The organism is Streptomyces scopuliridis, from assembly GCF_042790125.1.
GTDB classification, from domain to species: domain Bacteria; phylum Actinomycetota; class Actinomycetes; order Streptomycetales; family Streptomycetaceae; genus Streptomyces; species Streptomyces scopuliridis_A.
Genome location: NZ_JBHTZS010000006.1, coordinates 162,827 through 188,452 on the forward strand (window position 1 = coordinate 162,827; position 25,626 = coordinate 188,452).

Sequence of the window (25,626 nt, forward strand, 5' to 3'; positions counted from 1 at the left end):
TCAGATGGCGGGCAGTTCGCCGTGGGCGAGGATCTGCACCGACCACATGCGACGGCTGGGCGTGACGACGCAGCCGATCATGCGGCCCCGATGGGGCAGAACGAAGCCGCTACCGCCCTCCTCCTCACGGAGGTCGCCCACGAGTTCACGAACGCCGTGCTCGGCACACTCGGCCGAGCAGTACACGCCGCCACCGACGCGGGGTGCGAGGTGGGGGCCGTGGATCACTTCGGCGACGACGAAGAACGCGTCGGACGCCGGGGTGAGGGTTTCGGTCACGATTGATCTCCAAGAGGTTGGGGTGTTCGGCCAGTTCCGAACCCTTGCTTATATCTTAATGGCATACATCGAGGCGTCAATGTTGCCGATCTTGCTAACGGTGCTGCTTATGCCGGGAGTTGGAACCCCTCTCGCGCCCCATGCGGGCCAACTCCCGCGTCCGCTGGCGGGCCATCTCCAGGGCCTGCGGGTCGGTCTGCGCCACACGGCGCTCTTGCTCGGCGAAGAACTCCTGTAGCCAGTCCTGCTGGCTGCGGTGCTCGCGGTCGACAGCCTCGCGCCTTGCCTCTTCACGCCCGGCACGCGGGTTCGTGCCGCAGCCCCGGCAGTTGTTCACCAGAGCGGCGTGCTTCGGGCACCCCGCCCGCTGCTGCACACCGCGCCCCGCCCCCGGCTCCCTTGCGGCGTCAGCCGTGGGGGTAGGGGGCTCAGGAAGAGAAGAGGAAGAAGGTGGAAGAGAAGGGGTTTCCCCAGGGGAACCTGCCCGGTTTCCCTGCGGCAACCCACTGGGTTTCCCCGCAGCAACCCTGTCCGGAGCCGAATCAGGGTTCCCCTGGGGCAACCCTGCCTCCGCAGCGGCCTCGGCAGCGGACCGTGCCTCTTCCCGCGCGGCGACGTCCTCCTGAGTACGGGCCGCCGACGACGGCTTGCGGCGCTCGGTCTTCCGGGCCAGCCGGGGGTTCTTCGGGGCACACTGCGCCGCGCGGCGACGCTCGATCAGCTCCTCCGTCGAGGGAATGGGCGGCACACCGTATGGGAACACCCGGTACTCGGCGCGGAGGCCGACACGGCCGATCGTGACCCGCTCGACCAGGCCGAGGCCAACGAGCTGCGTCACCACCGTGATGACCTGCTTCTCCCCCACACCGGCCCAGGCCATCATCCGCTCCAGACCTGGCCGGCCCAGTCGCGTCTGATCGTCGGCCGAGTCCGCGATCTTCATGAGGACAGCCTTCTGCGTCTGGTTGATCACCTCCTTCGGCAGGTAGGCGGCCACCACCATCAGATGGATGCTCACCGGCACCTCTCCGTCGTTCTGTCCTGTTCCGGCCGGGCTGAGGCAGAGGCTGGGCACACGTCGCCGGCGCCCACACCGTTGCCACGTTCAGGACTTCTTGCTGACGGTGACGTTGATGCTCATCGCGGTCCGCCGGTCATGGTCAAGGCGCGTGGGCACTGGGATGCCCACTTCCTTGAGCGTCGCCTTCATGGCCGCCGCGTCCGGTGCCATCGGCACCTCCAGTCCCGCGCGCCGGTACAGCGCGACCATCGCCTCGACGTCATCGACCTTGGTCGGGTTACCGCCGCTCCACTTCAGGACGTTGTCGCCGTACGTACCCGGCTCGGAGCCGTCGAGCTTGGCGCGGGCGAGCTTCTGCTGCTCCTTGAGCGGCTTCATCTGCTCGCCCGCCTCGACATACTCGGCCAGCGCCTTGGCGCGGTCCTCGTCGTTATGGATGAGCTGGCTCTGCGGGGAGCGCCCGGCGACGAGCAGACCCCAGCACGCGGTGCGGAACGGGCAGTGGTCGCAGATCGCGCTGATTCCCGGCCCTTGGAAGGTGCGCGGCAGCTGCTCCGGGTTGGATGCGGCACGTACCTGTTGGACCCACCAGCGGGCGCGCCGGGCGCGGTCGGCCTCGTAGGCGATCTCCTGTACGTAATCGTCTCCGTTGTCGCGGTTGATGAACCGGAAACGGATCCGAGCAACCGGCACCGGCCCGAGGCGGGCGAGTTGGCGCTGCCCCTTGACGCTGGCGAACCCCTCACTACCAAGGAGATCGGCGTACAGGTACACCTGCCGCAACTCGGCCTCGCTCGCGCCGTACCGCAGGACGTTGTCCCACTGGTACGTGCCCTTCGTCTTCACGTCCTCGACCGTTGTCTCCTCGGCGGGGAGCATGGGACGCAGCCGCTTCGGGAGCCGGGCGGCGGTCGCGGCGTCGAGCTGGACAGCGTCGATGTGGCCCCGGACGGTCGCATCTTCGACGCGGCGCTCGATGAGCCAGCCGTACTCCTCGCGGGCGGCGTCGAGTATCCCGGCGTGCAGCCAGGTACCCAAGATCGCCTTGCGCTTCTCGCCGCCGTCAGTCGGGGTACGGCCGTGCAGGAGGTACCCCGCTCGGCGCGCGCATACGGTGTCGCTGGCGCCGAGCTTGGTCTGCTGCGAGCGGGGACGGCGCGCGTCCGCCGCGTGCGCGGCAGGCCACAGACTGAGGGGCCGCTCGGCCACGATGGCCATGGTGGTCACGATGGTCTCCAAGAGGATGAGAGGTGCCGCCCGACGACGGGCGGCACCTGGTGTCGGCAAGGTCAGGAAGCGGCACGGCCGGGCTCGGCCCGCTTGCGGGGCTTACGCTTCGGCTGGGCCTGGTCCTGCTCGACCTGCGCATCAGGCGCAGCGGCCGGGGCCGCCTTCTTCGCGGGGCGCGCCCGCTTCTTCGGCGCGGGCTTCTCCGTGCTCGTGTTCGCGGCGTCGTCAGCGGACCCGTTCTTCGTGTCGTCGCCGGAGAGTTTTCCGGCTTCGAGCCCGGCAGCCTGCCGCAGGCGGCGGGTGGCCTCCTCGGCTTCGCGGACGACAGCTTCGGAGTCCGCCCGCGCCATCTCCTCGTCCACGTACACACCGGACAGGTCCTGCGGCGCGGCCATGCGCAGCGAGCCGGCCTCGGCGCACTTGCGCAGCATGTGAGCGGGCATCTGCTGCCACATCTTCGCCACGACGTACGCGCTCGACTTCCGGTCGTAGTACGTCGGGGCGAACTCGTCCCAGCGGGCGATGAACGGGAAGCGCGCGGTGCCGCGCACGACGGTGACCTTCACCGCGGACGGGTACGCCTTGGACAGCCAGACCTCGTGGGCGTTGCCCTCGGAGTCGTAGTAGACAGTGTCCTCGTAGGAGATGGACTCCCCGGCTTTCGCTGCCGCCCGGTGGGCGACGGTACGGAAGCCGTCGATCCCGGTCTGGATCGTCCACGTCTTCTCGGGCTCGTCGGGGTTGTCGGCGGCCTTCCAGTTGGTGCGGCCGATCATGTAGATCTGCCGTGCGAACGGATCGAGCCCGGTCCGGACGCAGTAGTGGAAGAACATGGCCAGGTGGCCGCGCGGGGCGTTGGCCAGGCCGGGACTGATCAGGGCCAGCGTCGAGAGCTGCTTGTGGTCGAACTCGTCCTGGTCGGCACGCAGGACGATGGCGCTCGGCCGGATGCCCGGGGTGGCAGTCGGGGCTGCTTCGATCACCGCGCCCTCCACGACGGCGGGCCCTGCGGGTTGTTCCTCGGTCACGATCTCTCCAAGAGGTCAGTCGGTCCGCAGGCTGCGGACCTCGAATACGCGCGCCCAATCGGGGTGGTGCTCGATGAGGAGCCGGACATACCGGCTGCGGAAGTTGTTGTTGAGGCGGAACTCGTCGCCTTCGGTCGCCATGACGTAGCGCCAGCGCAGGACCTCGAAGAGCATCCCGATGCCGACACGGCGCGCCCCGCGCTTCAAGTAGTCGGCGGTCAGGGCTTCCAGAGCGCGGAGCACCCAGGGGTTGAGTTGATGAAACGTCTCGAACTGGGCCTGAATCGAAGGTGCGTTGCCCTCGGGCTGCCGCACGGTGTGGAAGACCAGGCCCGGTATCTCGTCCTGGACGGTTGCCATACCCACCCCCTGATGACCGATTTCAAGAATGTCACCTATCTTGAGGGCTAGTGGCCGTACGATCAACCCCACCGCGATCAGGCCCGACTTCACTCCCACCTCAGGTCAAGCGGAAGCCCGTTCGGCCGCGTCATCCATGCGCGCCTCGCGCGCCTCGTTGACCTCCGAGACATCCCGCAGAACCCGGACGGCAATATTGGAATCGGGATTCTTGAGGACAAAGAGCAACAGGGCACTCTCAACGATCAAAGTCTCGCTGGGCTCCATGACGGCGACGTCGCCGCCACCCGGTGCGGTCAGGAACTGCACTGATGTCTCCTTGGTGAATTGCGGCCCCCACGAAGGGAATTACCTATATCTTAATGGCAATTCAGGGCAAAGTACAGGTTTGCCCAGGTCAGACGGCCTTTCGGGCGTGACGACCTCGAGTGAAGACGCGGCTGCCGGGCCCGACGTAGGTGCCGTCCCTCAGAGCGGTGACGACCGCCTCGTCCACATCCCACGGCAGACTCCGCGCGCTCTCGCGCAGCGCAGGGACTGCCATGAGAACGGTGTCCAGCATCCAGAGCATCGACCCGGACAGCAGCCAGTCGCTCGCGGGGAACCGTCCCGTCGCGATCGTCGTGGCGAGCGTCCCCTGCGAGGGCAGATGGAACATCTCGATGATCTCCTGCTGCCCCAGGAGCGGAGGCAGTTCGTCGCCCAGGTCTGCTTCCCAGCCTGCTCCCTGCTCGGCAATGATCCGGGACTTGGCGTCGAAGTCAACCTGCCGGAACCGCTTGGTGGTCGCCCCGAAGCGGGCGGCGAAGCCGAGCGGCCAGTACCGCACCCCGCTGACGACGATCGCGGTCGACGGGTCCAGCACCCGGCGGCTCGGCGCCAGCCACTGCGAGATCATCGTGGGATCCACGCGATACAGCGCGGCGAACTCCTGGTGCCCGACCAGATACGGCTTACGCCAGCTCATTCCCCGTCCTCCACTGTCCGTCCCGAGTGCAGTGGGCAGCGTAGCCGCGCACTCCGCACCACATGCACGGCGCTCGCTGCTACGGTGGACGCGGTCTTTCCAAGAGGACCTAACGGCCCCCGCTTTGGCGGGGGCCGTGTCCGTTCCGCGCGGCCTACGCGACCCATCTGCCACATGTGAGCTAGATCTCACGTCCCCCCTAGAGGGTCGCGCGAAGGCACTATTCACTGGCAATGACGCAGATCCCCAGAATCCCTCTAAGGTGACAGGGTTAAATTTCCTTACGATCAAACGCCGTAAGGTTCCTTACGGAACCTTTGACTACCGAACTTGGGGAAGCGCCCACAGAATCCCAGGTAGGTTCAACGCAGAAAGCCACCGCCGGACCTCAGCGGCTGGACACCTTCGAGGTCTGGGGGTGGCTTTCTTTTCTCGTCACCTCCGGTAGATAAGGAAGCGACATGTCTGAGAGTACAGGGCTAGAGGTTCGCAGCGCCCGCCGAATGCGCCGCATGGTCAGGGTATTGGTGTGGCGGGCAGCCCTCGGAGCTGCCTACGCAGCAGGCGCAGGCATGGTGACGCTCGCCGCCCGCTGGATCATCGCCACCACCTGAGTTCAGAGCCAGAGGAGCGAGAGGGCCCGCCTCGTGACTGGGTCCTCTTTCCTCGGTTCGGAGCCGACAAGACGTACAGCTCGCCTTACCCTATTCCTCTGAAAACGCCGAGCACGGTGAGTGCGACGGCAGTAATGCTCGCGAGCACAGCGATCGTCGGCAGCGGCCACCGCGTCTTCTCCAGCGCCGCCACCCGTTCCTCCAGCTCCTCCATGGCCTTGTCCGTCTGGTCACTGCGCTGGACGAGCAGTGCCAACTGGCCGTCGATACGGGCCAACCCGACCTCCAGCGCCCCTCGGAGCTCGGCCAGAGCGAGAGCGATCTGTCCCTCGGGCATGGCTTCCTCCTCTCCTCTCGTCACTGGGCGGTCAGTATTTGGGGGTAGCCGGGTCGCGCTTCGCCGTCAGCCACGAAGCCGTTCCAGGCCTGCCCAGCGCGGTGCCCAGCGTCGACTTCAGCGCACTGAACGCGGCAGGTATCGCGGAGACCGCCGCGGCCTGCCACACCGACAGGGAAACCATGTCCGTCGTACTGGACGCGGCCATCAGGCCCAGCAGCGACTGGAGGTAGGTGGCAAGTGTGCGCTCGGCAACATCAGCAAGGGCCTGCGGCGTCAAGTCGTGCTCCGGGTTCGGGGTGGTCGGGGTCGGCTCGGCGGTGCCGGCCTGGTGCGGGACGTGCAGATCCGCCCAGGTCTCGGGCCCGGGGATACCGTCTGCGTCGGCGCCGTGGAAGCCGTGCTTGATCTGGTAGGCGGCGTACGAGCGGCGGTGCGCGTCGTTCCAGACCTGGCCGGGGGCCGTGTCGTAGGAGTCGCAGCCTTCGGCGATCAGACGCTTGGCCATCGCGGTGATCAGCGGCGAGGAGCGCCCCTCCCGGAAGAACTGGGCACCGGGGTAGGCCGCGTACTTCGGCTTCGGCTTCGGTTTCGGATCCGGTTTGGGCTTGGGATCTGGCTTCGGGTCCGGCTTCGGCTTCGGGTCGGGCTTGCCGCCGTCCTTAATGTGACGGGCGACCCGCGCGCGGAAGTCGTCCATGTCGATACCGCCTGGGTCAGGTTTGCCCGGCTGCCATTCCTTGTGGCCAAGGACGGAGTGCTCGTTCCAGCCGTGCGCGTGGCAGATCGCGGCTGCCGCCCGCGCCATGGCGTCGACCTGGGCCGCTGGCCATGGCTGGCTCCCGGTGTTGATGCACTCGAAGCCATAGAAATGCCTGTTCCCGTCCGTGTCCGCTTCGTTGTCGCGCGGGAGGGTTTTCTTCTCCGCGATGACGGCGAGCAGCACGTCGGTATCCCCCATTCCGGCGTGATTGCAGCGCCCGTACCCGACGAGGTGGACGGTTCCGGATCGGTCGATCACGCCATGGCACAACGGACCGGGGAGATCCTGGTAGCCGGTCCGGCACAGCTCCACCATGTCCTTCTCGGAGCTGTACGGCCCGGTGTGGTGGATCATGATCCCGTTCAAGGGACCCCAGTTGCCGTGAGTGTTGCGGTTATGAGTGCGCCATTTGCCGTGCTCGACCACGCCGAGCCCGGCGCTCTTCAGCGCGGACAGGAACCTGTCCGCGCTCAGCGGTGTAGCCACGCGCTTCGTCCATCTCCCCTGCGCCGGATGGCAGTCGGCCGTGGCCGCCGCAGCGGTCCGGTCCCTCGGGAGTGCGAAAGCGGGTGGAGGGTCACCCGGGCGTCATGTTACTGGGGCCGCACCGGCGGGCGGCTGGCGCGCATGGCCAGCCAGGCGTCGTCGTGGTCGGTTCGGAACGATGTGCTGTCGAGGCTGATCCAGGACGCCCGGACGCTGCCGCCGCCCTGAACGCGCAGCCGCGCCAGGCCCCTCGCGTCGATATCGAGCTGGAGGTTTCGGCGTGCCGCGTCGGAGGCAACGTCGACCGTGCGCGGTGCTGCGGGCCAGTAGCCCTCGGGCAGCAATGCGACCAGCTGCTCGTCGACGGCCCGTCCGCCAGTGAGTCCGATACGGCCGCTGAACTCTGTCGTGTCCCAGGGGTTGGCGCGGAACTGCGGCGGTTGCTCCTCATCAGGGATGGTGGTGTCGCCGGTCAGCGGAAGGTCGCGCCACTCCGGGTACGGTGCGCGGCGGGCGCGTTCCAGGGTCGTGACCCGCTTCTCCAGCCGGGCCAGTCGGCGGCCGAGGGCGGCAATGGTGTCCGGCATCTACTCTTCTCCTCCCTCGCCCGTCTCTTCCTCGGGCTTATTGGTGCGCTCCAACTTCAAGGTCACGCGTTCGGCGGTCTCGCCTTCGCCAGGCCGTACAGTCCAGCCGATGATCCGGCACCATGCGTCGTAGGCGGTGTGCGGCTCAAACAGGCGGATGCGCACGTCGTCCCCGACACGCAGCGCGTGCACTGGAGCGGCGGGGTGGTCGATGATCTCCAGCTCGGTCAGCGAGGGCAGGACCTGGCGGACCAGCCGTTCGCGGCGGGCCCGCTGCTTCAGCTTCGCCTCGTCTTTTTCACTCGTCTCCAGACGATGTTCCAGGCGCAGGCGGCCGTTGCGCTCGCCGTCCACGACGACCTTGCGCTTCTTGCCCTCGCCCGCGCCGAGCCCGATGACCCACTGGGCGTAGGAGTCGGCGTCCTTGATGACGTGCGGAGTGCCGACGACGTTCGCACCCGTGGTGAACGTCAGGTCGTCCCTGCGCCGGCCGAGGCGTGGTGCGCCGAGAAGGATGCGGCGCTCGGCGCGGCGCCCGCGCCAGGCCACGGTCTCCGACCATTCCAGGCCGTCATCGATCTCGGCCATCTCGTCCACCATCTCGCCGAGGCTGCGCGGGTCGGTCTTCGACGTGGTGTACGGGTCCTTCGCGGTGCCGGTCTTCGCCTTCGACTTCGTGTCGTCCACGATCACGCCGACATCACCGTCCGGCTGCGCCTGCGCGTAGGCCCACACGTCGCGGATCACCTGGCACGGGTCCGCTTCGACGTACGGCCCGCGGCCGTCGAGATTGCCGTGCAGGTCGAATCGGCGGTGCAGGTAGCTGCCGAACCCGGCTGCCTCGACGGGCAGCGTGTTGCCCTCGGGCTCGGCGCGCCACAACACCCCGCCCCAGTCGAGGCGGGCCTCGCGCTCGACCAGGAGCACGGTGTCGCCAGCGTCGAGCATGTCACTGAGCGAACGCCGGAACGCGGTCGGCAGGGTCGCCTTCAGCGAGCCGGGCCCGGATATCTCCGGACCGTACTCCACCTCGCCCAGCGGCAGATTCCAGTGCAGGACCTCGCCGGTCGCGGCCCGCGCGACGATGTATCGGTAGTCGGCCATCGTCAAGCCGGTCCTTCCGTGAACGCGACTTCGAGCGTGGCCGTGGTGCCCTTGGCTACGGTCAATTTGCCGTCCCCGTACTTGTCGTTCTGGTTGATCTCGACAGCCAGGTGCTGGCGGGTGCCCCGGTAGGCGGGCGGCACGGCGAGCGTGTCGGCCAGGGTCACGCTGGAGCGACGGGTCGTCGTCCCGTCGTCATCCACGACGGTCGGCGTCGCGGCGCGCTCCCCAAGCCGGGTACGCAGTTCGGCGTACACGGAGCCCGCCTCGGCGCGCAGGCCGGACAAGTTGATGACGATGGTGGCCGTGGTCGCCCAGGCCGGAACGTCGAGGTCCCAGGCGGCCTCCTTGGGCCAGGCCGCCCACTGGCCATACTTGCCGGGCACCTCCTCCGTCTTCGTCGGGTGCACGGTGCGCAGGATGCGATCAGTGCGCGGGTTCGCGATCTGCCGCAGGTCAGTGATCATCTCGGCGCTGATCGCCGCGGTGTTGCGCGGCAGGGTGATGCGGGCCAGAGCGATCCCGGTCATGCCCTCGGGCACGGCGGCGGCATCGCCGGGCACGCCCTTGACGACATGGAAGTACCCGATCTCCTCACGGCGGGGGTCGCGTTCGCCCTCCCACTCAGGGTCCTCGATCCGCAGAACGATCAGGTCGGTGCGGGCTACGGGGCCGGTCGGCTCAACGTCGACCCGGGCGTCACCGATGTTGCTCTGGGTGTAGGCCCCTTGCCACGAACGGGCGCCGTGGATGAGGGCAGAGCCGTCGCCGACGCGGACACCGGGACCGGGCGTCTCCAATGGCCGGACCCTCAGGTCCTCGCTCTCCGCGACGCCCTGCCGGCCTCGGGCAAGGTCGCGGATCATCAGGCGCATCGCGCGGGCTGAGTGGTCGGCCCCGCGCACCATCATCGGGGGTTGCAGCGTCACGAATGTTCTCCGTTCACAGGGTTGTGTACGCCGACCGCCACGCCACCTCAAGGCGCGCAGTGCCGGACGGGTCGACCGCGCTCCAGGCGATCTCGGACCGGCCGGGCGGGAGGGTGAACAGGTCGAGGCGGGATACAGGGCTGAGGTCGTTGGCGACGTTGACGCTGCCGTTGCGCAGGGCCCAGCAGGTGCGGGGCCGGGTTTCGATCTCCACCCACTCGCCCCCGCGCAGCGATAGGTCGAGTTCGAGGAGGCGGCGGGTGACGGTATTCCAGATCCGTGGGCCTGCGACGGGGCCGTGCACACGCAGGCTCGGGTAGGTCGGCACGTCGCCCCAGTTGGTGACCCAGCCGGGCCGGTCGTCGGCGGGACGGTGCTCCGGGTCGGCAGTTCGGCGGCACGTTGCGGGGCGGCCCAGCGCCTCATCCACGGTGCGGTCCATGTCGGTGGTGCGGGCAGCCTGGTCAAGGCCGAGTGTCAGCTCCGACAGCTCGTCGTCGTACCAGCGCGGGTTGTCCAGACCCACGAACTCGACGTCGAGAGGTATCCACCCATGTATCGCGGTGGCCGTGCTGGTCGTCTCCACACGGCGGAGTCGCCCGTACATACGGCGCGTTGAGTGTCCGGGCCACCGGCCGCGCAGAACATGACGGCCGTCCGGAGCAGTTCGCGCGTCGGGGGCGTCCAGGGCCCGTTCGAGCCGAGCGAGGATGTCGGCGCCCTTCACCGGGTCGCCGGGTGTCTTGATGCCCGCCTCGAAGCGCAGGGGGCGCGGGCCGTAGAAGTCCCGGCCCGGTGACGAGCCCTCGCCGTTCGGGTTGTCGGTGTCCTGCGACCGGGTGGCCGGTGCGCCGAGTCCTTCGATGTCGCCGACTGGGACGTAGCTCCCGGTGCCTAGGACGACGCCGCCGATCTCGTACTGCCACGGGGCCAGCGGCGGCGGGTTCTGCTTCTTCGCTGTGCTCATCTCAAACTCTCCCGCCGCGTTGGGCGTTGCGCAGGTTGCGCATCATTTCGCTGCCGATCTGCTCGGGGGTTGCCGAGCTATCGCTGACGGTGACCGGCATGGTGCCGATCAGCGGCTGCTGCTCGCGCACGACGACGACCTGGACGCGGCCGCCGGTGCGGGCGTCGACCACCCGGGTGCGAGCGCGGTCGCTGCCTGTGCGCAGGTCGAAGGAACGGACGACGCCCGCGATCGCCGCGACGCTGCGAGCCTGCTTGAAGGAGCTGGCGAGCATCGGGCTGTAGTCGCGACCTCGGGCTCCCCGGACGCCGCCGTCGGCGTACCACTCGACCTGGCCGCCGAACCGGGCGACGACGTCCTCCACGATCGCCTTGCTGCGCTCGCGCTTGGCAGCCCCCATGGGCACATAAGCCTCGCCACCTGTCTCCCGCTCCGCCCATATGCGGTAGCTCCCGGCCGGTGCGATCTGCGCGACGTGCCGCTCGCGGCTCGGTCCGTCGGTGACGCCACCGTCCGCGTAGTAGTCGACGACCGCGCCGTCGGCGTGCCCGTTCGCCTGCTTGCGCAGGTTCTCCGCCTGCCGCCTCACCGCGTCCGCCGTATCGCGGTTGGACTGCTGAAGCTGATCGAAGATTGTGACGTGCCGGGTGGTGACGGTCACGGACTTCCCGTGCAGAGCGTTGATGCGTTGCTGGATGGAGTCGGCGGCCTTGCGCGGGCCGCCGGTCGGCACGGTGACCTTGACATTCTTCGAGCCGGGCACCTTCTCGATCCGGAAGCCCAGCGCCTCCAGTTCCTTGCGAGCCTGCGCCGTGGGTACACGCACGATGACCGACTTCGCTCCCGGAGTGGCGCGGATCTTGCTTTGCACGGCCTCCAAGCTCTTGATCGCCGCGGCGGTCGGCGCGGACACCTCCACGTTCTTGCTGTTCGGGGTCCGGCCGAGCGTGTCGATCAAGGTGTCGAGGTTCTTCTTCGCCCCTGCGGTCGGCGCGGTGATCTTGATCTGCCTGGTGCCAGGCACCGTCTTGACGGTGAATCCCAGGCTCCGGAGCTTCTCCTGCGCCCCGTCGGACAGGGAATCAACCTTGATCGTCTTCGCGTTCGGCAGCCGCTGGAACTCGGCCTGGACGGCGATGAGGTTCGCCAGGGTGGAGTCCATGCCCTTGGTCTGGAGCAGCAGCGAAACCTTCGACGGCAGCAGGCCGAGGCTGTCCGCGACTCCCTCGGCCTGGGCCTTGGTCAGTCCGTAGCCGCGGGCGGCCTGGATCGCCTCGGTCCGGGCCCGGCTCATCTGCTCGCGAGCCTTCGCAAGCCCGGCCGGCAGGTCCTCTCCGTTGCGCTGGGCCAGGTCGAAGGTGGCCACGGAGGCATCGGCCGCCGCGTCGGAGAGCGCGGTGAGCTGGGTGTAGAGGCCCTGTCCGTTCCGGGTAGTCGTGTTGAGGGTCTTGTCCTCGTTGACGAGCTGATTGCCGCCGTACCCCTGCCTGCGGTCGACGTCCTTGCTGCCGTCTTGCAGGTCGAGGACGGCTGAGTTCACCTTGGCCTCGGCCGCCTGGAGGGAGATCTGGCCTCCTGACAGCAGGTCAAGCGCGGACTTCAAGGACCGGGTCCGGGTATCGGCGTCGGCAGTCTGGTCGGCCAGGCCGCCGACGGCCTGCTTCAGTCGGTCATACGCCGAGGTGCCGTCACCGGCGCCGTTGGTGGCCTTGGCCAGGTCCTTGGCGTTCTTCAGCGCCCCGGCCATCTCGCCCTTGACCGACCCCAGCGCGTCGGCGGCGTCCTTGTACTGCTGGCCGACCTCGGAGTAGTCCTGGACGGTGGATTTGCCCCCGGCGACGTCCTTCCACGCCTTGTGCTTGTCGGCCGTGGTCTGGAGCTGCTTCTGCAGCGCGTCCAGCGACGTGCCCTGCCCGAGGTAAGCGTCGGTGAGAGAGGCGAGCGGTACTCCGGCCTGCTCCATGACCTTGGTGAGCTGGCCCTGCTCCGTCTTCGCGTCCAGCAGGGACTGGGCCGCCGCGTTGCGGACGTTGCTGTCGATCTGCCCACCGGACTCGCGCAGCGCGGACGTGAGCGTGGAAACGCGCTGCTGGTGCTCGGCCGCGGCCTGGGCCGCCTTCTGCTGGCGTGCAGCAAGGAGCCCCAGGCCCACCGACACGCCAGCCATGACGACGCCGAACGGCCCGCCGAGCGCGTTGGTCACACCGCCGAGCGCCGAGCGCAGTCCCGATCCGGCAGCCCTCCCGATGCCGTTGAGTGTGCCGGTGAACGTGACTCCGGCGCCGTTCGCGCTGCGGAACGCGCTGGTCATGTTGCCGAGGAACCCGACTCGGGCCTGGACCACGGCCCACGCCGCGCCGTACCGGGACAGGGCGACGCCGGACGCGGCGGCCAAGGACTGCTGCACGCGCATCTGCTGGTTGAACGAGATAACGCCCGAGCGGACGGGCCCGGTCATGGTGGTCGCCATGTTCGTCAGCGCCGGCTGGGCGCGGCGGAACAGCAACATCGCCAGGGCGGCCGACTGGATCGGTCCGGGCAGCGCGCCGAACGCGCTGACCAGGCCGCCGACGGCGTGACCGATCGGGACGAGTACCAGGGACAAGCCCGAGACCGCGTCCATAGCAAGGTTGCCGACGGTGGCGATAATGTCGAGCGTCCCGGCCGCCGCGCCGCCTTCCTCCCCGAGCCCGGAGATGGCCTCCAGGATCGGCTCCGCGCCGTCGGCGGCGTTCGACAGGACGTCTCCGAGCGTGCGGCCCGCGTTGATCAACAAGTTGAGACCGGTCGCGAGGGAGTGCTCACCGACGTCCTTGAGTGGACCGACGAGTTGCCGGGCCTCCTCGATGAGGCCGCTGAACCCGTCCGCCGTCTGCTCCTTCAGCTCCGGACCGTACAGCGTGGCGATGTTCCGCCCGTACTCCAGCGCCGTGGTCAGGTACGGCGTCGCTCCGGACATCCCACGGGTGAGCAGGCGGGTCACCCATTCCAGGCCAGGGGCCATGCCCTCGTACAGGGCGATGCCGGTCTGCCGCGCCTGCGTGCGCAGTTGCGTCATCGCACCGGCCAGGCCCTCACCGCGCGAGGCGGTAATGGACGCGGCGGAGCCGGTCTGCTCGACTGCCATTGACAGAGCGTCGAAGCTCTCAGTTCCCTGATGCGCCAGGGCCACCGCGCCACTGAGCGCAGGCTTGCCGAAGGCCCGGGTGGCACCGGCCACGAAGTCCTGCTGGTTCATACTGTGTTCGGCCTCGGACAGACCGTCAATCACCGTGCGCAGGCCCTTGAAGCGCCCCTCGGCGTCCCAGGCTTCGATCCCGAGATCACGCAGGGCGTTCTTCATGATCGGCGTCGGTGCGGCGAGGTTCGCGAAGATCCCACGCAGGCTCGTGCCTGCCGTCTGCCCGAGGATGCCGCTCTTGCCGAGCATGCCGACTGCGGCGGCGGTGTCCTGGAGGGTGATGCCGAGGGCGTTCGCCACCGGGCCGGCATACCGCATCGAATAGTAGATGTCGGTGATCGAGCCCGACGCGTTGTTGGCCGTGGCCGCAAGGGTGTCGGCCGCGCGGGACGCCTGATCAGCACCAAGGCCGAACTGATCCATGATGTCGCCGAGGTACTTCGCCGACGTGGCGGCGTTGACGTCGGCAGCCGCCGCGAGCTGGAGCGAGGCGCGTACAGAGTCGATCGACTGGTCCGCGAGAAAGCCCGCCTTTGACAGCTCGACCATGCCCTCGGCAGCGTCCGCCGACGTCGAGGTGGGCAGCGTCAGGTCGTTGCCGAGTTCGCGGGCGACATCGGCGGCCCGCTGCATCTGTCCGGCGGTCGCGTCGGTCACCGCGCGGAAGAGGTTCATCTGCCGCTGGTAACGGTTGCCCTCCTCGATCACCTCGCCGGTGCCGAGGATGAGGGCGCCACCGGCGAGCACGTTCGTCGCGGACACGCCGCTCCTCCCGGCCCCGGCGGTCGCCCGCTGGAGCCGGGACATCGACCGCGCGCCGTCGTCCCCGGCCGAGCGCAGCGCCGCACGGGCGGCCCCGGCGCGGGCGGTGATCCGGTTCAGCTCACCGACGGCACTGCGGGCGGAACGACCCAGCGCGGCGAACTGCAAAGCGAGGTGGGCCCCGTTGGCGTCCAGTCGGGCCAGAGACCGGTTCGCGGCATCGGTCCGGTCCCCCAGGGTCCGCATCTGTGCGGAAGCAGCACGGGTTCCCGCGATCAGGTCGCGGACCTCGGCGCGCATCGCGACCGTGAGGGTGAACCCGGCCACTGCTGGCGGCCTCCTTACTTACGTACGGGGTGGATCAGGGGCGCGGCTCGTACCGATCGCGCGGGAGGAGCTGGATCTTCACGCCGTAGCCGGACCGGTCCTGCGGGACGTGATCGCGCTCCTGCTCGATCAGCTCGCAGCCGGGGCAGCGCAGGGTGTCGGTGACGTAGGCGTGGGGGTCACCACCGCGGGTGCGGTCCCACTCCTCCAGCCGCGTACGGCACTCCGGGCACACCGACCGCTGCCAGTCCGCCCAGGCCAACGCCTTCGCCCGGTCGAGGTCGGACCAGCGGCCGTCGCCGCCGAGGAACTGGGAGTGCGGGATCTGGAACCGCTCGCACAGCTCCAGTTCGGCTCGCAGGCCGGCGTCACGGCTCAGCCTTTTCCCAGCTCGACCCGGCTCTCCTGCTGGATCTGCCAGGCCGCGTCCCACAACGCGTTCGCGTCCGGCGCCGACCAGCCGTTCAGTAGCTCCTCGGCCTCCACACGGCTCATGCCGTCCACGGAGGCCACCGAGACCAGATCGGCGGGGAAGGTATCAGCGTTGAAGATCGCCCCCTCCTCGGCCTGCTGTTCCGTGGGCGGGTGCTCGGAGATCAGCTCCTCCAGCACCGGGCGCGGCAGTGCGCGGAAGGTCAGGAACTCCGACGCGGCATCCAGCGCCTGGAGAGCCTGGTCGCGCGCCGAGTCGGCGTCTGCGGCCTTCTGCTCGGCAAACTCGTCACCGTGGTTGGCCTCAGCAACGAACCGAGCACGTCGGGCGGCCTGCTCGGCCTCTTCGTACCGCTGGCGCAGCTCGTCGTCGTCGCAGACGCGGAGCCGGTTCTGCGGCCGGGCCCGGCGGCGAAGGCGATCCATCTTGGCCGACCACGCCCCCTCCACCGGGCTGGCAGAGGGGGACGGACGCTTGGCCTGTGCGGGGCGCGTTGACACGATCAGCCCTCTTCAGCATCGTGCTCGCGGACCGTCGCCTCGGTCTTGGTCTTGGTCGTGCTGACCACGGTCACGTCGACGTGGTCACCGTCGTGGTCGTGGTGGTCGTCGTCGCCGTCCTCGGGCGGTACCGGAAGCGTATGGAACTCCTCAGGTACCACGGCGTCCAGCGACGGCTCGTCGACGATCGTAAAGTCGACCTTGAACTTGGCCGCCTCATTGCCCGTCGAGTACGTCGCAGCGCGGGTGGCGACCTGTACTGGGAAGACGTCGACCGAGCGGGAGCCAGGAATGTCGCCCTTACGCAGCAGAACGACGTAGCCCTTCGCCCCCTTGGGCAGGCGCAGCTCGACATCGTCGGAGAATCGGTCCTCGTAGAAGGTCAGGCTGGAGCTGTCCGCCTTGTCGTTGCCCGGGATGGACGAGTTGAAGGTGGAACCCATGTCGGGCGTCTCGATCGGCTCGTTCGCCAGCGCCCAGCCCTCGATGTCCGAGACGGCGTTGGTCAGATCGAACCGGTTGGGCGCGGAGATCTCCTTGCGGGACGGCCACCGCGGGTCGTTGACCGTGTTGAGCCAGTAGATCTTCGAGATGCCGCGCCGCAGGAATCGGTTCTGGGTGGCAGGCTTTTTCGTGGACACAGGTCCGCTCCCACTTCTGGGGCAGCGTCCCTCACCGAGGCCCTGCCCCTTGAATTTCAAAGGGGTTCGCCTGGCCTGGGGCCCAGCGTCCGCGCGGACCTCCGCGGTGAGGAAGAGCTTACGCAGCCGGTGTCACTGTGATCGTGAACCGCTGTACGTAGGACACGATAACGCCTGCCGCCGACACCGAGGGTTCCCCTCCGGCGTCGTAGGTCAACTCCCGGTCGATGACGCGGACTTCGGGAACACTCAGGTCGTGGACCCAGCCTCCATCGGCCCGGCCGACGACGCCAGCGCGTACGCGGTCGGCCAGCCACTCGACCTGATCGCCCCGTTCACCGACCGAAGTGACTTGGTAGGACCAGGCCGCGTCCGCGTGCCAGTCCCACAGGGGCGGTCCGCCGAATTCCGCCGGCAGCGAGTCGAGGATCGCGTACGGGGCGGACGCTGGCTCCCACCCGGACTTCCCCTCAACGCGCGGGAGTTCGCCGGTCCCGCACGGGCGGCCGGTGGCCTTCTCCACGAGGGCGGCGAGCGCGCGGGTCACCGGCAGTCGGGCGGTCACCGCAGCACCCCGTCCGCCAGGGCCTGGATGAATCCGGGCTGCGTTTGCCGGAAAGCGGGCTCGACATGCGGGAACGGCGGCTGCCGGTAGTGCCGACCGATCGAATCGGCGCCGACAAACCCGTACTCCAATCTGCGCGACTGTGGCGCGTCGGAGAACACCTCCGCCGTCACCTGCCCTCCGCTGCTATGCACGCGTACATCCCAGGAGGCCCGGTACTGGCCTGTGATCACCCTTGGCCCCGGTCTGCCGGACGCGTTGCGCTGAATACGGACACGCAGCAGCATCGTGTGGTGTCGGGTGATGGTGCGTGTACGGGCCCGGGCAGCTGGCCCCATCCGGGCCAGAGCGGCGGCGAGCGCGATCGGGTCGCGGAACGCTGTCGCGTCAGGATGGGCGTTGGGATGTGGGTTCACTACCGCCATCAGTCGATCACCTGTACCCGGATGATGCGCACCACGCTGTAGGTGCCGACGTTCTTGTCGGACACTCGAAAGCGGCGGCCGACCAGCTGCGGGTCACGCGGCCCACCGGGCCGTACCGATCCGGCAACACGGATCACATCGTCGGGCCGCAGTTCCGGGGCTTGAACCGGCAGTACAACCTGGTAGTCGGTAGTCGAAGGCGCCTGCGCCACCGCGCCGCTCAGCGGCTTGGTGATCGCCGGACGGCCCAGCGGCAACACCGCACCGAGCCCGTCCCAGACCAAGACCTCATCGGGTGCTGGCGACACCAGCCTCCCGGTCGCCTCATCCAGGTAGTCGTCAACTCGGCCACCGCTGTCGCGCCATACCTCCAACTTGTCATCCAGGACGCGGCCGACGACACGTCGCGCCCCCTCCACGTCAAACGCCACGGGCCCACTCGCCGAGCTGGGTGAGCATAGCCTGCGTCAACGAGTGCTTGCCTGTACCGAGATCGGGCCGGGCCAGCGCCGCATGCTCCAGTTCCTCCGCGTCAATGGCGCCCAGAAAAACGGCGGCCGCCGGGCCCGGGTCCGGGACGTCGGCGACAGAGACGCGGGCGTAGCCGTCAAAGCGGGTATCCTCTCGGTTCGCCAGGTGCAAGACGACGTGCGCGGCCTCGCCTGGGAGCTGGCTAACGGAGTACGCGCCGATAGCGTCGAAGTCCAGCTTGTCCCCGTCGATCTCAACCGCAGTATTCGGGCCGTGAGCGGTAATCCGGACGCTACGTCCGGTCTTGTCGTGGTGATCCATTCGCACCACGCTAGGTCGGCTGTCGGACATGAGCGCCAGACCGTCGTGGGCCGACATAACGGTCAACGATGTAGCCACACAGGGTTCCGGACAAGACGTGAAGTACAGGTAGTTACGGCGCCGTGCGTTGCAACCCTGTAGTCGTTCTCTCCCAAGTCCCCGACTACGCAGCTGAGCCGGACACCGCGTGCTCGATTCGGCTGCGCATATCGGCGATCGCTGAGTTGCTGACGAATGGTTCGGCTTCGTCGTGGAGTTCGATGAGGCGGTCGGCGACGCGTTTTGAGCTAATCGCGCCGAACAGCTCCAGCGCAGTGTCGGTCTCCTCCTGAGCTCCGTCGACCTCTCCTATCGCCAGATGAGTGCGGGCGAGGCCCAGGTGATCGAAGGCTTTGGAGCGTACGCGGTGCTCGGGCCGCAGGCTGAGGGCGTGGCCCATCAGGCTCAGGGATTTTTCGGCCCGGCGGGTGCGGTGTGTGCCCTGGCTCTTATTGGCGGCGATCTGGTGGGCGACTCCGACGGTGGCGGACAGTTCGGCGGCGTCGAAGAAGGCCATGTGGACTGGTTCTTCGGCCGGGTTGATACGGTCGAAGATTTCCTCGGCTTGTCCGGCTGCGCGCTCGCTCTCATCCAGGTTTCCGAGGATGGCGTGGAACCGTGCTTCGAGGCTGGCCAGCATGGAGCTGGTCGCCGGTGAGATCTGGCGGCGTGCTCCGTACTGGGCGAGGGCGACCAGGTCGAGGGCGTCTTCGTAGTGGTCGAGGTGGGACATCTGACGGGCCATGCACTGGAGGATGTGCGCACCCACTGCCCGGTCTCCGCCTTCGGCCGCCGCGTGGAGTGCCGTAATGAACAGTCGCTGGGCGCTCTTGTGCATGCCCGCGTCGAAGCTCATCCAGCCGGCCACGCTGCCGAGGTCGGCGACGGCGGAGAACAGGGCGCGGCCAGTAACTTCGGTGTAGGAGCAGGAGTCGAGCATGGCGTTCGCGTCGGACATCTGGGCGATGACGGCGGTCCGGGAGAGGGCGCCGCCGTGGCGGTTGTCCGCATCGCGGAACATCGCAGTGATGGCCCGGATATCCTCGACCTGCCTCATGCCCACCCGGCCGGATAGGGCGTGGTCGGTCGGGCGCTCGGCCAGCGGTGACGGTTTTGACGTGACCCATTGCTGAAGCGGGCTGAGGAGGCGTTCGGCGCGGTGGACGTGCGCGGCTTCCGCGCTGTGTCGGGTGTGCGGCAGCATGATTTCACTCCGGGTGAGATGCGCGATGGCGTCGATGGTGCTCCCTGATTGCCAGGGCAGATCCGGGCTGTCCACGGACGCGGGACGCCGGGGGCCGGGTAACCCGAGGTCGGCGCACGTCAGGGGGAGGCCCAGGCGCTCGCTGATGATGTCGGTGATCAGGGCGGGCACCGGGGCCCGGGGTGTCTCGCCGGCGAGCCATCGCCTGACGCGGCTCTCGTCCGGGTTGATGTTCCTCTCCCCGCTCGCGACGGCGCGTGCGGTGACCTTACGGGCGAACTCCACGTTCGACATGTCCGCTCGGGTGAGCCAGTGCGCCAGCATTTCATTGGGCCGCCGGTCGATCGGGGGCCTTCCCATGGACGCCTCCATACGCCGCCGAATACCCCAGCGTAGAAGCGTTCGGGCAGGGCGGGAACGGGGCCGGGTTTTTCGCCGTAAACCGCCGAGGCACGCGCCGGTTTCGCACCCACCGTGCCGCCGGGGAGCGCCGTACTTCACCGAGTTCCGGTCAGCTCCGGACTCTGGTGATCTGGTGATGCCCCGGCGGAGCGCAACCCGACCGGGGGCAAGTCCCCATCCCAACAAGGAGGTTGGCATGCCCGGTTCCACCGCGAGCACACCTGAGCGGACAGCGCCGGTGTTCGCACCGGTGATGACCAGTGCCGTGGTCGCTGAGGTCACCCTCGGCCAACGAGCCCAGACCAACAAGGACGAGAGCAACTGGTACGAGGGCTACTAGAAACCGGTCGGGCTCTGCCTCGGCAGCCGCTGGGGCCGTACCGCCAAGTTCCGCGCCGGGCCCGTTCCGGGCCCGGTTCCCATCTGACTGCTGTGGAGGCAGACATGTACGAGACCACTACCTCTCCCGTCACCGCCATCGAGCACGACGGTCTGCTGTTCGTCCCGGCCATGACCACGGCGCCCGTCGCCGACGTCACCCTCGGCCGGCAGAACGCCAACGACTCCGACAAGAGCAACTACTTCGAGGGCAGCTGACCCTCCAGCGGGTGAGCTAACGGCGGCGCAGCGCACCTTCCGGTGGGCTGCGCCGCCTTCCTTGTGGATATCGATCAGGGCGGAGGAAACCTGTGGAAGACGTGTGGGTGGCGGGTGGAGCGGGCCTGGTGCCGGTGCCGGGTGCGGTCGCGGTGGAAGCCAGCCAGGCCGTGTGGCACGGCGCCGGTACGCCGGTGCGGGTGGTGGCCGATGCCGGGGTGTTTCTGGCGGTGGCCGGGGACTGCCGGGTCTCGCAGGGAGAGCTGAGGGCTGGTCTGGAGGCGGTGAGGGCCGGGCGGTGGACGGATCTGACGCGCTGGCCCGGCTCGTACTGGGTGGTCGCACAAAGCGCGGACCGTACGTTCGTGGCCGGTGATCTGGCCGGAGTACGTGGCCTGTTCGTCGCGCAGACCAGCCGCGGTCTGGCGTGGGCATCAAGGGCTCAGACACTGGCGGGCGCTCTGGGGACGGGCCCGGATCTGGGGCTGCTGGCCGCGCAGATCGTTGCCGGGGATGACCACTGGCCGGAGCGGTCGCTGTTCGAGCGGGTGCGTGTGGTGCCGGGCGGCTACGGGCTGCTGGTGACCGCGGGCGCGTACGAGCTGGTCGACGTGCGTGGCCTGGGCGGCGAGCGGACATTCCGAGAAGGCGCGGAGCCGGTGGGCGCGGCACTGTGGGAGGCGATCGAGGGCTACGCGGCGGCGGATGAGCAGGTGAGCGCGGATCTGTCGGGCGGTCTCGATTCCTCCACGGTCGTCCTGACGGCCGCCGAGCGGCGGCCGGTACGGGCGGTGACCTACGGCGGTCCGCTCTCTGACCAGGAGGACCTGCTGTTCGCCGCGCGGGTCGCGGAGCTGGCCGGCGCCGAGCACATCGTCTCCGAGGGCGGGCCGCAGACGTGGCATTTCTCGGCGCGTCCGCAGGCGGCGACGTACGGGCCGGTGCTGTCGGCCGCGACGGCGGGCCTGGACGCCGACTACCTGGCGCCGGCGGCGGGCTTCTCGTCGGTGCATCTGACCGGGCACGGTGGCGATGTGGTGCTGGAGTCCTCCAGCGCAGCGTTCGTGGCGCTGGTGCAGCGCGGGGAGCACAGGCGTGCCAAGGAGCAGGTGACCGCGTGGGCGAGGCGCAGGAACTGCGCGCCGGGCCCGGTCTGGCGGGCGGTGAGGGAAGCTGCCCGGCCGGGCTGGCGCGGTGTCGCGCTCGACTGCGCGGCCACGTCCGTACGGGCGGGGCGGGCCGCGGTGGCGCCGCAGGTGTGGGGCTGGTGCCGGATAGGCCCGGCTGTCTCGTGGCTGACGCCCCGTGGCCGTGCGACAGTGGCCAGGCTCCTCGCCGAATCCGCCGACGCGCATCCAGCGGTTGATGCCGGAGAGTGGGAGGACTGGGCGGCGCTGCGGTTCAACGGGCAGACAGCCCGGGACGAGATGCCGCTGTACACGGCGCTGAGGGTGCGGCCGGTTCATCCGTTCCTGGACAGCACAGTCGTCCGGGCATGCCTGTCGATTCCGGCCCATGAGCGGCGCAAGACCGGCATGTACAAACCGCTGCTGGCTGCTGCCCGGCCGGACCTACCGCTGTGGCTGACCGGCCGACGTTCGAAGGGCAACTTCACGCCACTGCTGATCGCCGGGATGCGGACCAACCGCCACATGCTGGCGCAGATGATCCTGTCCAGTCCGCTCACCGAGTCGGGGCTGATCGATCCCGGCGAGGTGACGGGGGCGCTGAACACGGCTGCCTCCGGGGACGCCAGGGCCCCGCTCGCGGCCTTGGACCAGTTCTTCGCGGCCAGCTGGTGGCTGTCCGATCACCACGCCGAAATCACCGGAGGTGCACGGTGCTGAGCGTGCCGGACGGCGTGCACCGCCGGAGCATCGGCCACGACACCACCGCGGTCCTCGTGGAAGTGACGGGCTGCTGGACGTGGCTTGACCAGGACACCCGCCGGATCTGGGAGGCGGCCCTGAACGGACAACTTGCGCAGCTCGTCGACGAACTGTGTGTACGCGGTTACCAGCGCGAACAGGTCGAGAACGCCGTGTCGCAGACCGTGGACCGGCTGACCGGTGAGGGGATGCTCGCCACCCACCACCGCGCCGTGAAGCGCGCCGGACGGTCCGGCGGTACCGTTCCCCGGCCCGGAGCCGGCTGGACACGCCCCATCCCACCGGGAAACGCCCGGCCTCCTCTGTATATCCGGGCCGTGGCCGTGGTGGGGCTGGCCGCCTCGCTGGCCGCGCTCCGGCTGCCGCTGCGTCATCTTCTGCGCGCCCTGACCCCGCTCCGGCGCCTTCCGGCAGCACGCGGCGCTCACGCCGAGTTGCTGTACCGGGCGGTGGTCGAGGTGCGTCCCGCATGGTGGCCGGGCCGGATCGCCTGCATGGAAGTCTCCCTGGCGACCGTCCTCGCCGCCGCGCTGTGCGGGCGCCGGGTCCACTGGGTCCTCGGTGCCCGGCCCCTGCCCAACGAGGCGCACGCCTGGGTGAGCGTTGAGGGCGGCGGCGCGCTCGGGCTGGACGGCCCGGACCAGAACAACCCCGTACGCCCCTGGGTCCCCGTCATCACGACACCACCACCCGTACGAGTGAACCGATAAGGCGCCACGTTGACGCTCCGGTCGTTCTGCCTGGCCTTTTGTGTGAGGGCGGCGGGTAATCCGATGCGCGCCGCCCCACCAGGCCCGTACACCAGACCGGGTGACAGCACACGCTCCCGCTCCCGGCGCCGCCCCGGAGATGCGCCTCAAGATAGGCCAGCACGACACCGCGAGCACCACCGTGAGCACGCTCGCGATGGCCCGCCGACTGCCCGCGACACTGCGGGCCACCGTACGGCTCGGCTGGCGGGCCGACCGCCGCGCCCTGGTAGGCATGCTGACCGCACAGACCCTGACAGCCGTTCTCGCAGCCGTCGCCCTGGCGATGACCACCCGCGTGATCGGCGCCCTCCTGAACATCCTCGCCGCCTACACCGGCGGCCACAACGTCCGCCCCCTGCTCGCCGGAGCAGTGCCCGCGACGGTGGTAGTCGTCGTCTGCCTCATCGGCGCCGCGCTCACGGAGGCCGGATCCCGCGCGGCTGCCGCGCGGCTCGGGCCACGCTGCGCCCGCGAAGCCGACCTCGAAGTCCTGCGCGCCGCCGCGGCGGTCGAACTGTCCGCCTACGAACACCCCGGATTCGAAGACAACCTCGAAGCCGCCGGCAAAGGCGCGGAACTGACCCGCGACCTCGTCACCGACGCGCAGGCCCTCATCTCCTGCCTCGCACAGATGACCGCGGCCATCGCCGTGCTCAGCGCCCTCCACCCGCTGCTCCTGGGCCTGCTGTTCCTCGCCGCCCTCCCCCGAGGCTGGGCCGCAGTGAAAGCCGCGCGGATCCAGCACGCCACCGCGCACGCCACCCTCGCCGACAGCCGGCTGCGGACACTGCTGCGCGGCTACTGCACCGACCGCAATACCGCCGCGGAGATCCGGGCCTGCGGAATGGGCGGCTTCCTCACCCACCGCTACGGACAGGTCTCCGACCGGCTGGAAAAGGAGGGCCTGACCTCCGCACTGCGCGCGCTGCGTACCCAGCTCACCGGAGACGCCGTATCGGCCCTGGCGATGACCGCCGCGTGGGCGGCGCTGGCCGGACTCGTCGCCGCGGGCCGGATCGATCTCGCCGCAGCCGGCACGGCCCTGTTCGCGCTGCGCACCTCCAACGGGGCTCTAGCCGGTATGACCCAGGCCGGAGCCCGGCTCTTCCGCACGAGCCTCTACCTGGAGGACTGGACCATATTCCTCACCGAGGCACGCGCCCACCGCACCCACCGAGGCACCGTGGCCATCCCGGACAGCGGACCTGACGTCATCTCCGCCCGAGGCCTGACCTTCACCTACCCGGGCACCACCACACCGGCCGTGGACGGTGTCGACCTGGAGATCAAACGCGGTGAAGTCATCGCCCTGGTAGGAGAGAACGGATCCGGCAAGACCACCCTCGCCCATCTCCTCACCGGCCTCTACCTCCCCGACTCCGGCACCGTCGCCTGGGACCGCGTCGACCTGGCCAACGCCGACCCCGCCACCGTGTGGGCACGACTCGCCATGGTCCCGCAGGACTACACCCGATGGCCACTCACCTGCCGCGAGAACATCACCCTCGGCTCACCGAACAACAGCGACACCGCCGTCCGCGCAGCGGCCGAAGCCGCCGGAGCCATGACAGCAATCAACAAGCTCCCCGCCGGCCTGGACACCTCTCTCGCCCGCTCGTGGTGGGGAGGCCATGACCTCTCCGGAGGACAGTGGCAGCGCATCGCGATCGCCCGCGCCTTCCACCGCGACGCCCCCGTACACATCCTGGACGAACCCACCGCCGCCCTCGACGCACGCGCCGAACACCGCATCTTCAGCCGCCTCAAGACACTCACGGAAGGCGCCACGGCGCTATTCATCACGCACCGGCTCGCCAACGCCCGCGTCGCCGACCGCATCATCGTCATGCACCAAGGCCGTATCGCGGAGTCCGGTACCTACCGCGACCTGCTCGAACGCCCCGGCTCCCTCTTCGGCGAACTCCACCGCCTTCAGGACGGCCAGGACGATGCCTGATACTCGGGCGCGCCGAGCGCGGGACGGCCATGTTGAAGGACCGTGGTCGTGTTGTCCCGCCACGCCCTCCACATCGCCTCGAACACCCGGAGGGAGGCCGGGGGCATGTCCTGGCGTGCCTCGCCCAGCGTGAGCCACCCGATCGCCCACGGGTGGGACTGCCGCGTGGCCGTGTCCGGCGGGCAGACCAGGGCGCACGGACTGACGGCGCGGCAGAGGTACACAAAGCTCTGGCTCACCTCCGCCCCCGGCAGTTCCTCCCAGTTGATTCCGAGCAGACGGACCGGAGTAACGGACAGGCCCGTGTCTTGCGAGACGTGACCAAGCACGGCCGCCACGTCCGACTGACGGTCCCGGACCGGTCCGCCGGGAAGCCGCGGGCCCTGCTCCCCCAGCACGGTGAGAACCCGGCCACGTGAATTGGAGATCCAGGCCAGTCCGCTGACACGGCTGACGAGCTGTGAACGCACTTCCTGGGCCATGTCGAC

General features: G+C 69.1%; 27 protein-coding genes and 1 pseudogene. 5 read left to right on the forward strand and 23 right to left on the reverse strand.

Annotation, left to right across the window (positions count from 1 at the left end):
- The 22 genes and pseudogenes from ACFRKB_RS11960 to ACFRKB_RS12065 form a co-directional block, all read right to left on the reverse strand.
- A complete protein-coding gene (locus tag ACFRKB_RS11960) occupies positions 1 to 279 on the reverse strand; it encodes a hypothetical protein (protein WP_383105412.1) in 279 nt (92 codons plus the stop codon).
- A gap of 94 nt (positions 280 to 373) precedes the next feature.
- On the reverse strand, positions 374 to 1,297 hold the full coding sequence (locus ACFRKB_RS11965; protein ID WP_383105413.1) for a hypothetical protein: 924 nt from the start codon (positions 1,295 to 1,297) through the stop codon (positions 374 to 376).
- Between the two features lie 87 nt (positions 1,298 to 1,384).
- The gene (locus ACFRKB_RS11970) at positions 1,385 to 2,518 is read right to left on the reverse strand and encodes a PD-(D/E)XK nuclease family protein (protein WP_383105668.1); all 1,134 of its coding nucleotides are present in this window, start codon (positions 2,516 to 2,518) and stop codon (positions 1,385 to 1,387) included.
- Positions 2,519 to 2,589: 71 nt separating this feature from the next.
- Positions 2,590 to 3,558 carry a recombinase RecT gene (locus ACFRKB_RS11975; protein WP_383105415.1) on the reverse strand — a complete coding sequence of 323 codons (969 nt, stop codon included), beginning with the start codon at positions 3,556 to 3,558 and terminating at the stop codon, positions 2,590 to 2,592.
- Between the two features lie 15 nt (positions 3,559 to 3,573).
- Positions 3,574 to 3,918: a hypothetical protein gene (locus tag ACFRKB_RS11980; RefSeq protein WP_383105416.1), complete on the reverse strand. Its 345-nt coding sequence runs from the start codon at positions 3,916 to 3,918 to the stop codon at positions 3,574 to 3,576.
- A gap of 105 nt (positions 3,919 to 4,023) precedes the next feature.
- Positions 4,024 to 4,227, reverse strand: a complete 204-nt coding sequence (locus ACFRKB_RS11985) for a hypothetical protein (RefSeq protein ID WP_383105417.1) — start codon at positions 4,225 to 4,227, stop codon at positions 4,024 to 4,026.
- Positions 4,228 to 4,315: 88 nt separating this feature from the next.
- Positions 4,316 to 4,885: a hypothetical protein gene (locus tag ACFRKB_RS11990; RefSeq protein ID WP_383105419.1), complete on the reverse strand. Its 570-nt coding sequence runs from the start codon at positions 4,883 to 4,885 to the stop codon at positions 4,316 to 4,318.
- Positions 4,886 to 5,584: 699 nt separating this feature from the next.
- On the reverse strand, positions 5,585 to 5,836 hold the full coding sequence (locus ACFRKB_RS11995; RefSeq protein ID WP_383105420.1) for a hypothetical protein: 252 nt from the start codon (positions 5,834 to 5,836) through the stop codon (positions 5,585 to 5,587).
- 328 nt (positions 5,837 to 6,164) lie between these two features.
- Positions 6,165 to 7,085: pseudogene (locus tag ACFRKB_RS12000) on the reverse strand (peptidoglycan-binding protein); the annotation flags it as partial.
- A gap of 107 nt (positions 7,086 to 7,192) precedes the next feature.
- Complete coding sequence (locus ACFRKB_RS12005) at positions 7,193 to 7,672, reverse strand: hypothetical protein (protein ID WP_383105421.1); 480 nt, start codon at positions 7,670 to 7,672, stop codon at positions 7,193 to 7,195.
- Positions 7,673 to 8,776: a hypothetical protein gene (locus tag ACFRKB_RS12010; protein WP_383105423.1), complete on the reverse strand. Its 1,104-nt coding sequence runs from the start codon at positions 8,774 to 8,776 to the stop codon at positions 7,673 to 7,675. It lies immediately after the preceding gene.
- A 2-nt stretch (positions 8,777 to 8,778) separates the two neighbouring features.
- The gene (locus tag ACFRKB_RS12015) at positions 8,779 to 9,705 is read right to left on the reverse strand and encodes a hypothetical protein (RefSeq protein WP_383105424.1); all 927 of its coding nucleotides are present in this window, start codon (positions 9,703 to 9,705) and stop codon (positions 8,779 to 8,781) included.
- Positions 9,706 to 9,718: 13 nt separating this feature from the next.
- On the reverse strand, positions 9,719 to 10,672 hold the full coding sequence (locus ACFRKB_RS12020) for a phage distal tail protein (RefSeq protein ID WP_383105425.1): 954 nt from the start codon (positions 10,670 to 10,672) through the stop codon (positions 9,719 to 9,721).
- Position 10,673: 1 nt separating this feature from the next.
- Positions 10,674 to 14,942, reverse strand: coding sequence for a phage tail tape measure protein (locus ACFRKB_RS12025; protein ID WP_383105426.1), 4,269 nt, complete (start codon positions 14,940 to 14,942; stop codon positions 10,674 to 10,676).
- A gap of 34 nt (positions 14,943 to 14,976) precedes the next feature.
- Positions 14,977 to 15,375 (reverse strand): hypothetical protein, encoded by a 399-nt coding sequence (locus ACFRKB_RS12030; RefSeq protein WP_383105428.1) that lies wholly within the window; start codon positions 15,373 to 15,375, stop codon positions 14,977 to 14,979.
- The gene (locus ACFRKB_RS12035; RefSeq protein ID WP_383105429.1) at positions 15,318 to 15,800 is read right to left on the reverse strand and encodes a hypothetical protein; all 483 of its coding nucleotides are present in this window, start codon (positions 15,798 to 15,800) and stop codon (positions 15,318 to 15,320) included. Before ACFRKB_RS12035 ends, ACFRKB_RS12030 begins: the two co-directional genes overlap by 58 nt.
- A 77-nt stretch (positions 15,801 to 15,877) precedes the next feature.
- Positions 15,878 to 16,516 carry a phage tail tube protein gene (locus ACFRKB_RS12040; protein ID WP_383105430.1) on the reverse strand — a complete coding sequence of 213 codons (639 nt, stop codon included), beginning with the start codon at positions 16,514 to 16,516 and terminating at the stop codon, positions 15,878 to 15,880.
- 118 nt (positions 16,517 to 16,634) lie between these two features.
- On the reverse strand, positions 16,635 to 17,081 hold the full coding sequence (locus tag ACFRKB_RS12045; RefSeq protein WP_383105432.1) for a hypothetical protein: 447 nt from the start codon (positions 17,079 to 17,081) through the stop codon (positions 16,635 to 16,637).
- A complete protein-coding gene (locus tag ACFRKB_RS12050) occupies positions 17,078 to 17,506 on the reverse strand; it encodes an HK97 gp10 family phage protein (protein ID WP_383105433.1) in 429 nt (142 codons plus the stop codon). The genes ACFRKB_RS12045 and ACFRKB_RS12050 overlap by 4 nt, the downstream gene beginning before the upstream one ends.
- A complete protein-coding gene (locus ACFRKB_RS12055; protein ID WP_383105435.1) occupies positions 17,506 to 17,937 on the reverse strand; it encodes a DUF6093 family protein in 432 nt (143 codons plus the stop codon). The genes ACFRKB_RS12050 and ACFRKB_RS12055 overlap by 1 nt, the downstream gene beginning before the upstream one ends.
- Complete coding sequence (locus ACFRKB_RS12060; RefSeq protein ID WP_383105437.1) at positions 17,927 to 18,298, reverse strand: hypothetical protein; 372 nt, start codon at positions 18,296 to 18,298, stop codon at positions 17,927 to 17,929. The genes ACFRKB_RS12055 and ACFRKB_RS12060 overlap by 11 nt, the downstream gene beginning before the upstream one ends.
- A gap of 163 nt (positions 18,299 to 18,461) precedes the next feature.
- Positions 18,462 to 19,913, reverse strand: a complete 1,452-nt coding sequence (locus tag ACFRKB_RS12065; RefSeq protein WP_383105438.1) for a transcriptional regulator — start codon at positions 19,911 to 19,913, stop codon at positions 18,462 to 18,464.
- A gap of 226 nt (positions 19,914 to 20,139) precedes the next feature.
- Here ACFRKB_RS12065 and ACFRKB_RS12070 point away from each other — a divergent pair, with 226 nt between their 5' ends.
- From ACFRKB_RS12070 to ACFRKB_RS12090, 5 genes are all read left to right on the forward strand, one after another.
- A complete protein-coding gene (locus ACFRKB_RS12070; RefSeq protein WP_383105439.1) occupies positions 20,140 to 20,283 on the forward strand; it encodes a hypothetical protein in 144 nt (47 codons plus the stop codon).
- A gap of 104 nt (positions 20,284 to 20,387) precedes the next feature.
- Positions 20,388 to 20,540, forward strand: a complete 153-nt coding sequence (locus ACFRKB_RS12075; protein ID WP_383105440.1) for a hypothetical protein — start codon at positions 20,388 to 20,390, stop codon at positions 20,538 to 20,540.
- Between the two features lie 92 nt (positions 20,541 to 20,632).
- Positions 20,633 to 22,387, forward strand: a complete 1,755-nt coding sequence (locus tag ACFRKB_RS12080) for an asparagine synthase-related protein (protein WP_383105442.1) — start codon at positions 20,633 to 20,635, stop codon at positions 22,385 to 22,387.
- Entirely contained in the window at positions 22,381 to 23,139 is a 759-nt protein-coding gene (locus ACFRKB_RS12085) for a lasso peptide biosynthesis B2 protein (protein ID WP_383105444.1), read from the forward strand. Before ACFRKB_RS12080 ends, ACFRKB_RS12085 begins: the two co-directional genes overlap by 7 nt.
- 100 nt (positions 23,140 to 23,239) lie before the next feature.
- A complete protein-coding gene (locus tag ACFRKB_RS12090; RefSeq protein ID WP_383105446.1) occupies positions 23,240 to 25,138 on the forward strand; it encodes an ATP-binding cassette domain-containing protein in 1,899 nt (632 codons plus the stop codon).
- On the opposite strand, the gene ACFRKB_RS12095 is transcribed toward ACFRKB_RS12090, so the two are convergent.
- Complete coding sequence (locus ACFRKB_RS12095; protein WP_383105448.1) at positions 25,114 to 25,620, reverse strand: NUDIX hydrolase; 507 nt, start codon at positions 25,618 to 25,620, stop codon at positions 25,114 to 25,116. The two genes, ACFRKB_RS12090 and ACFRKB_RS12095, sit on opposite strands and share 25 nt — an antisense overlap.
- Positions 25,621 to 25,626: the final 6 nt, after the last annotated feature.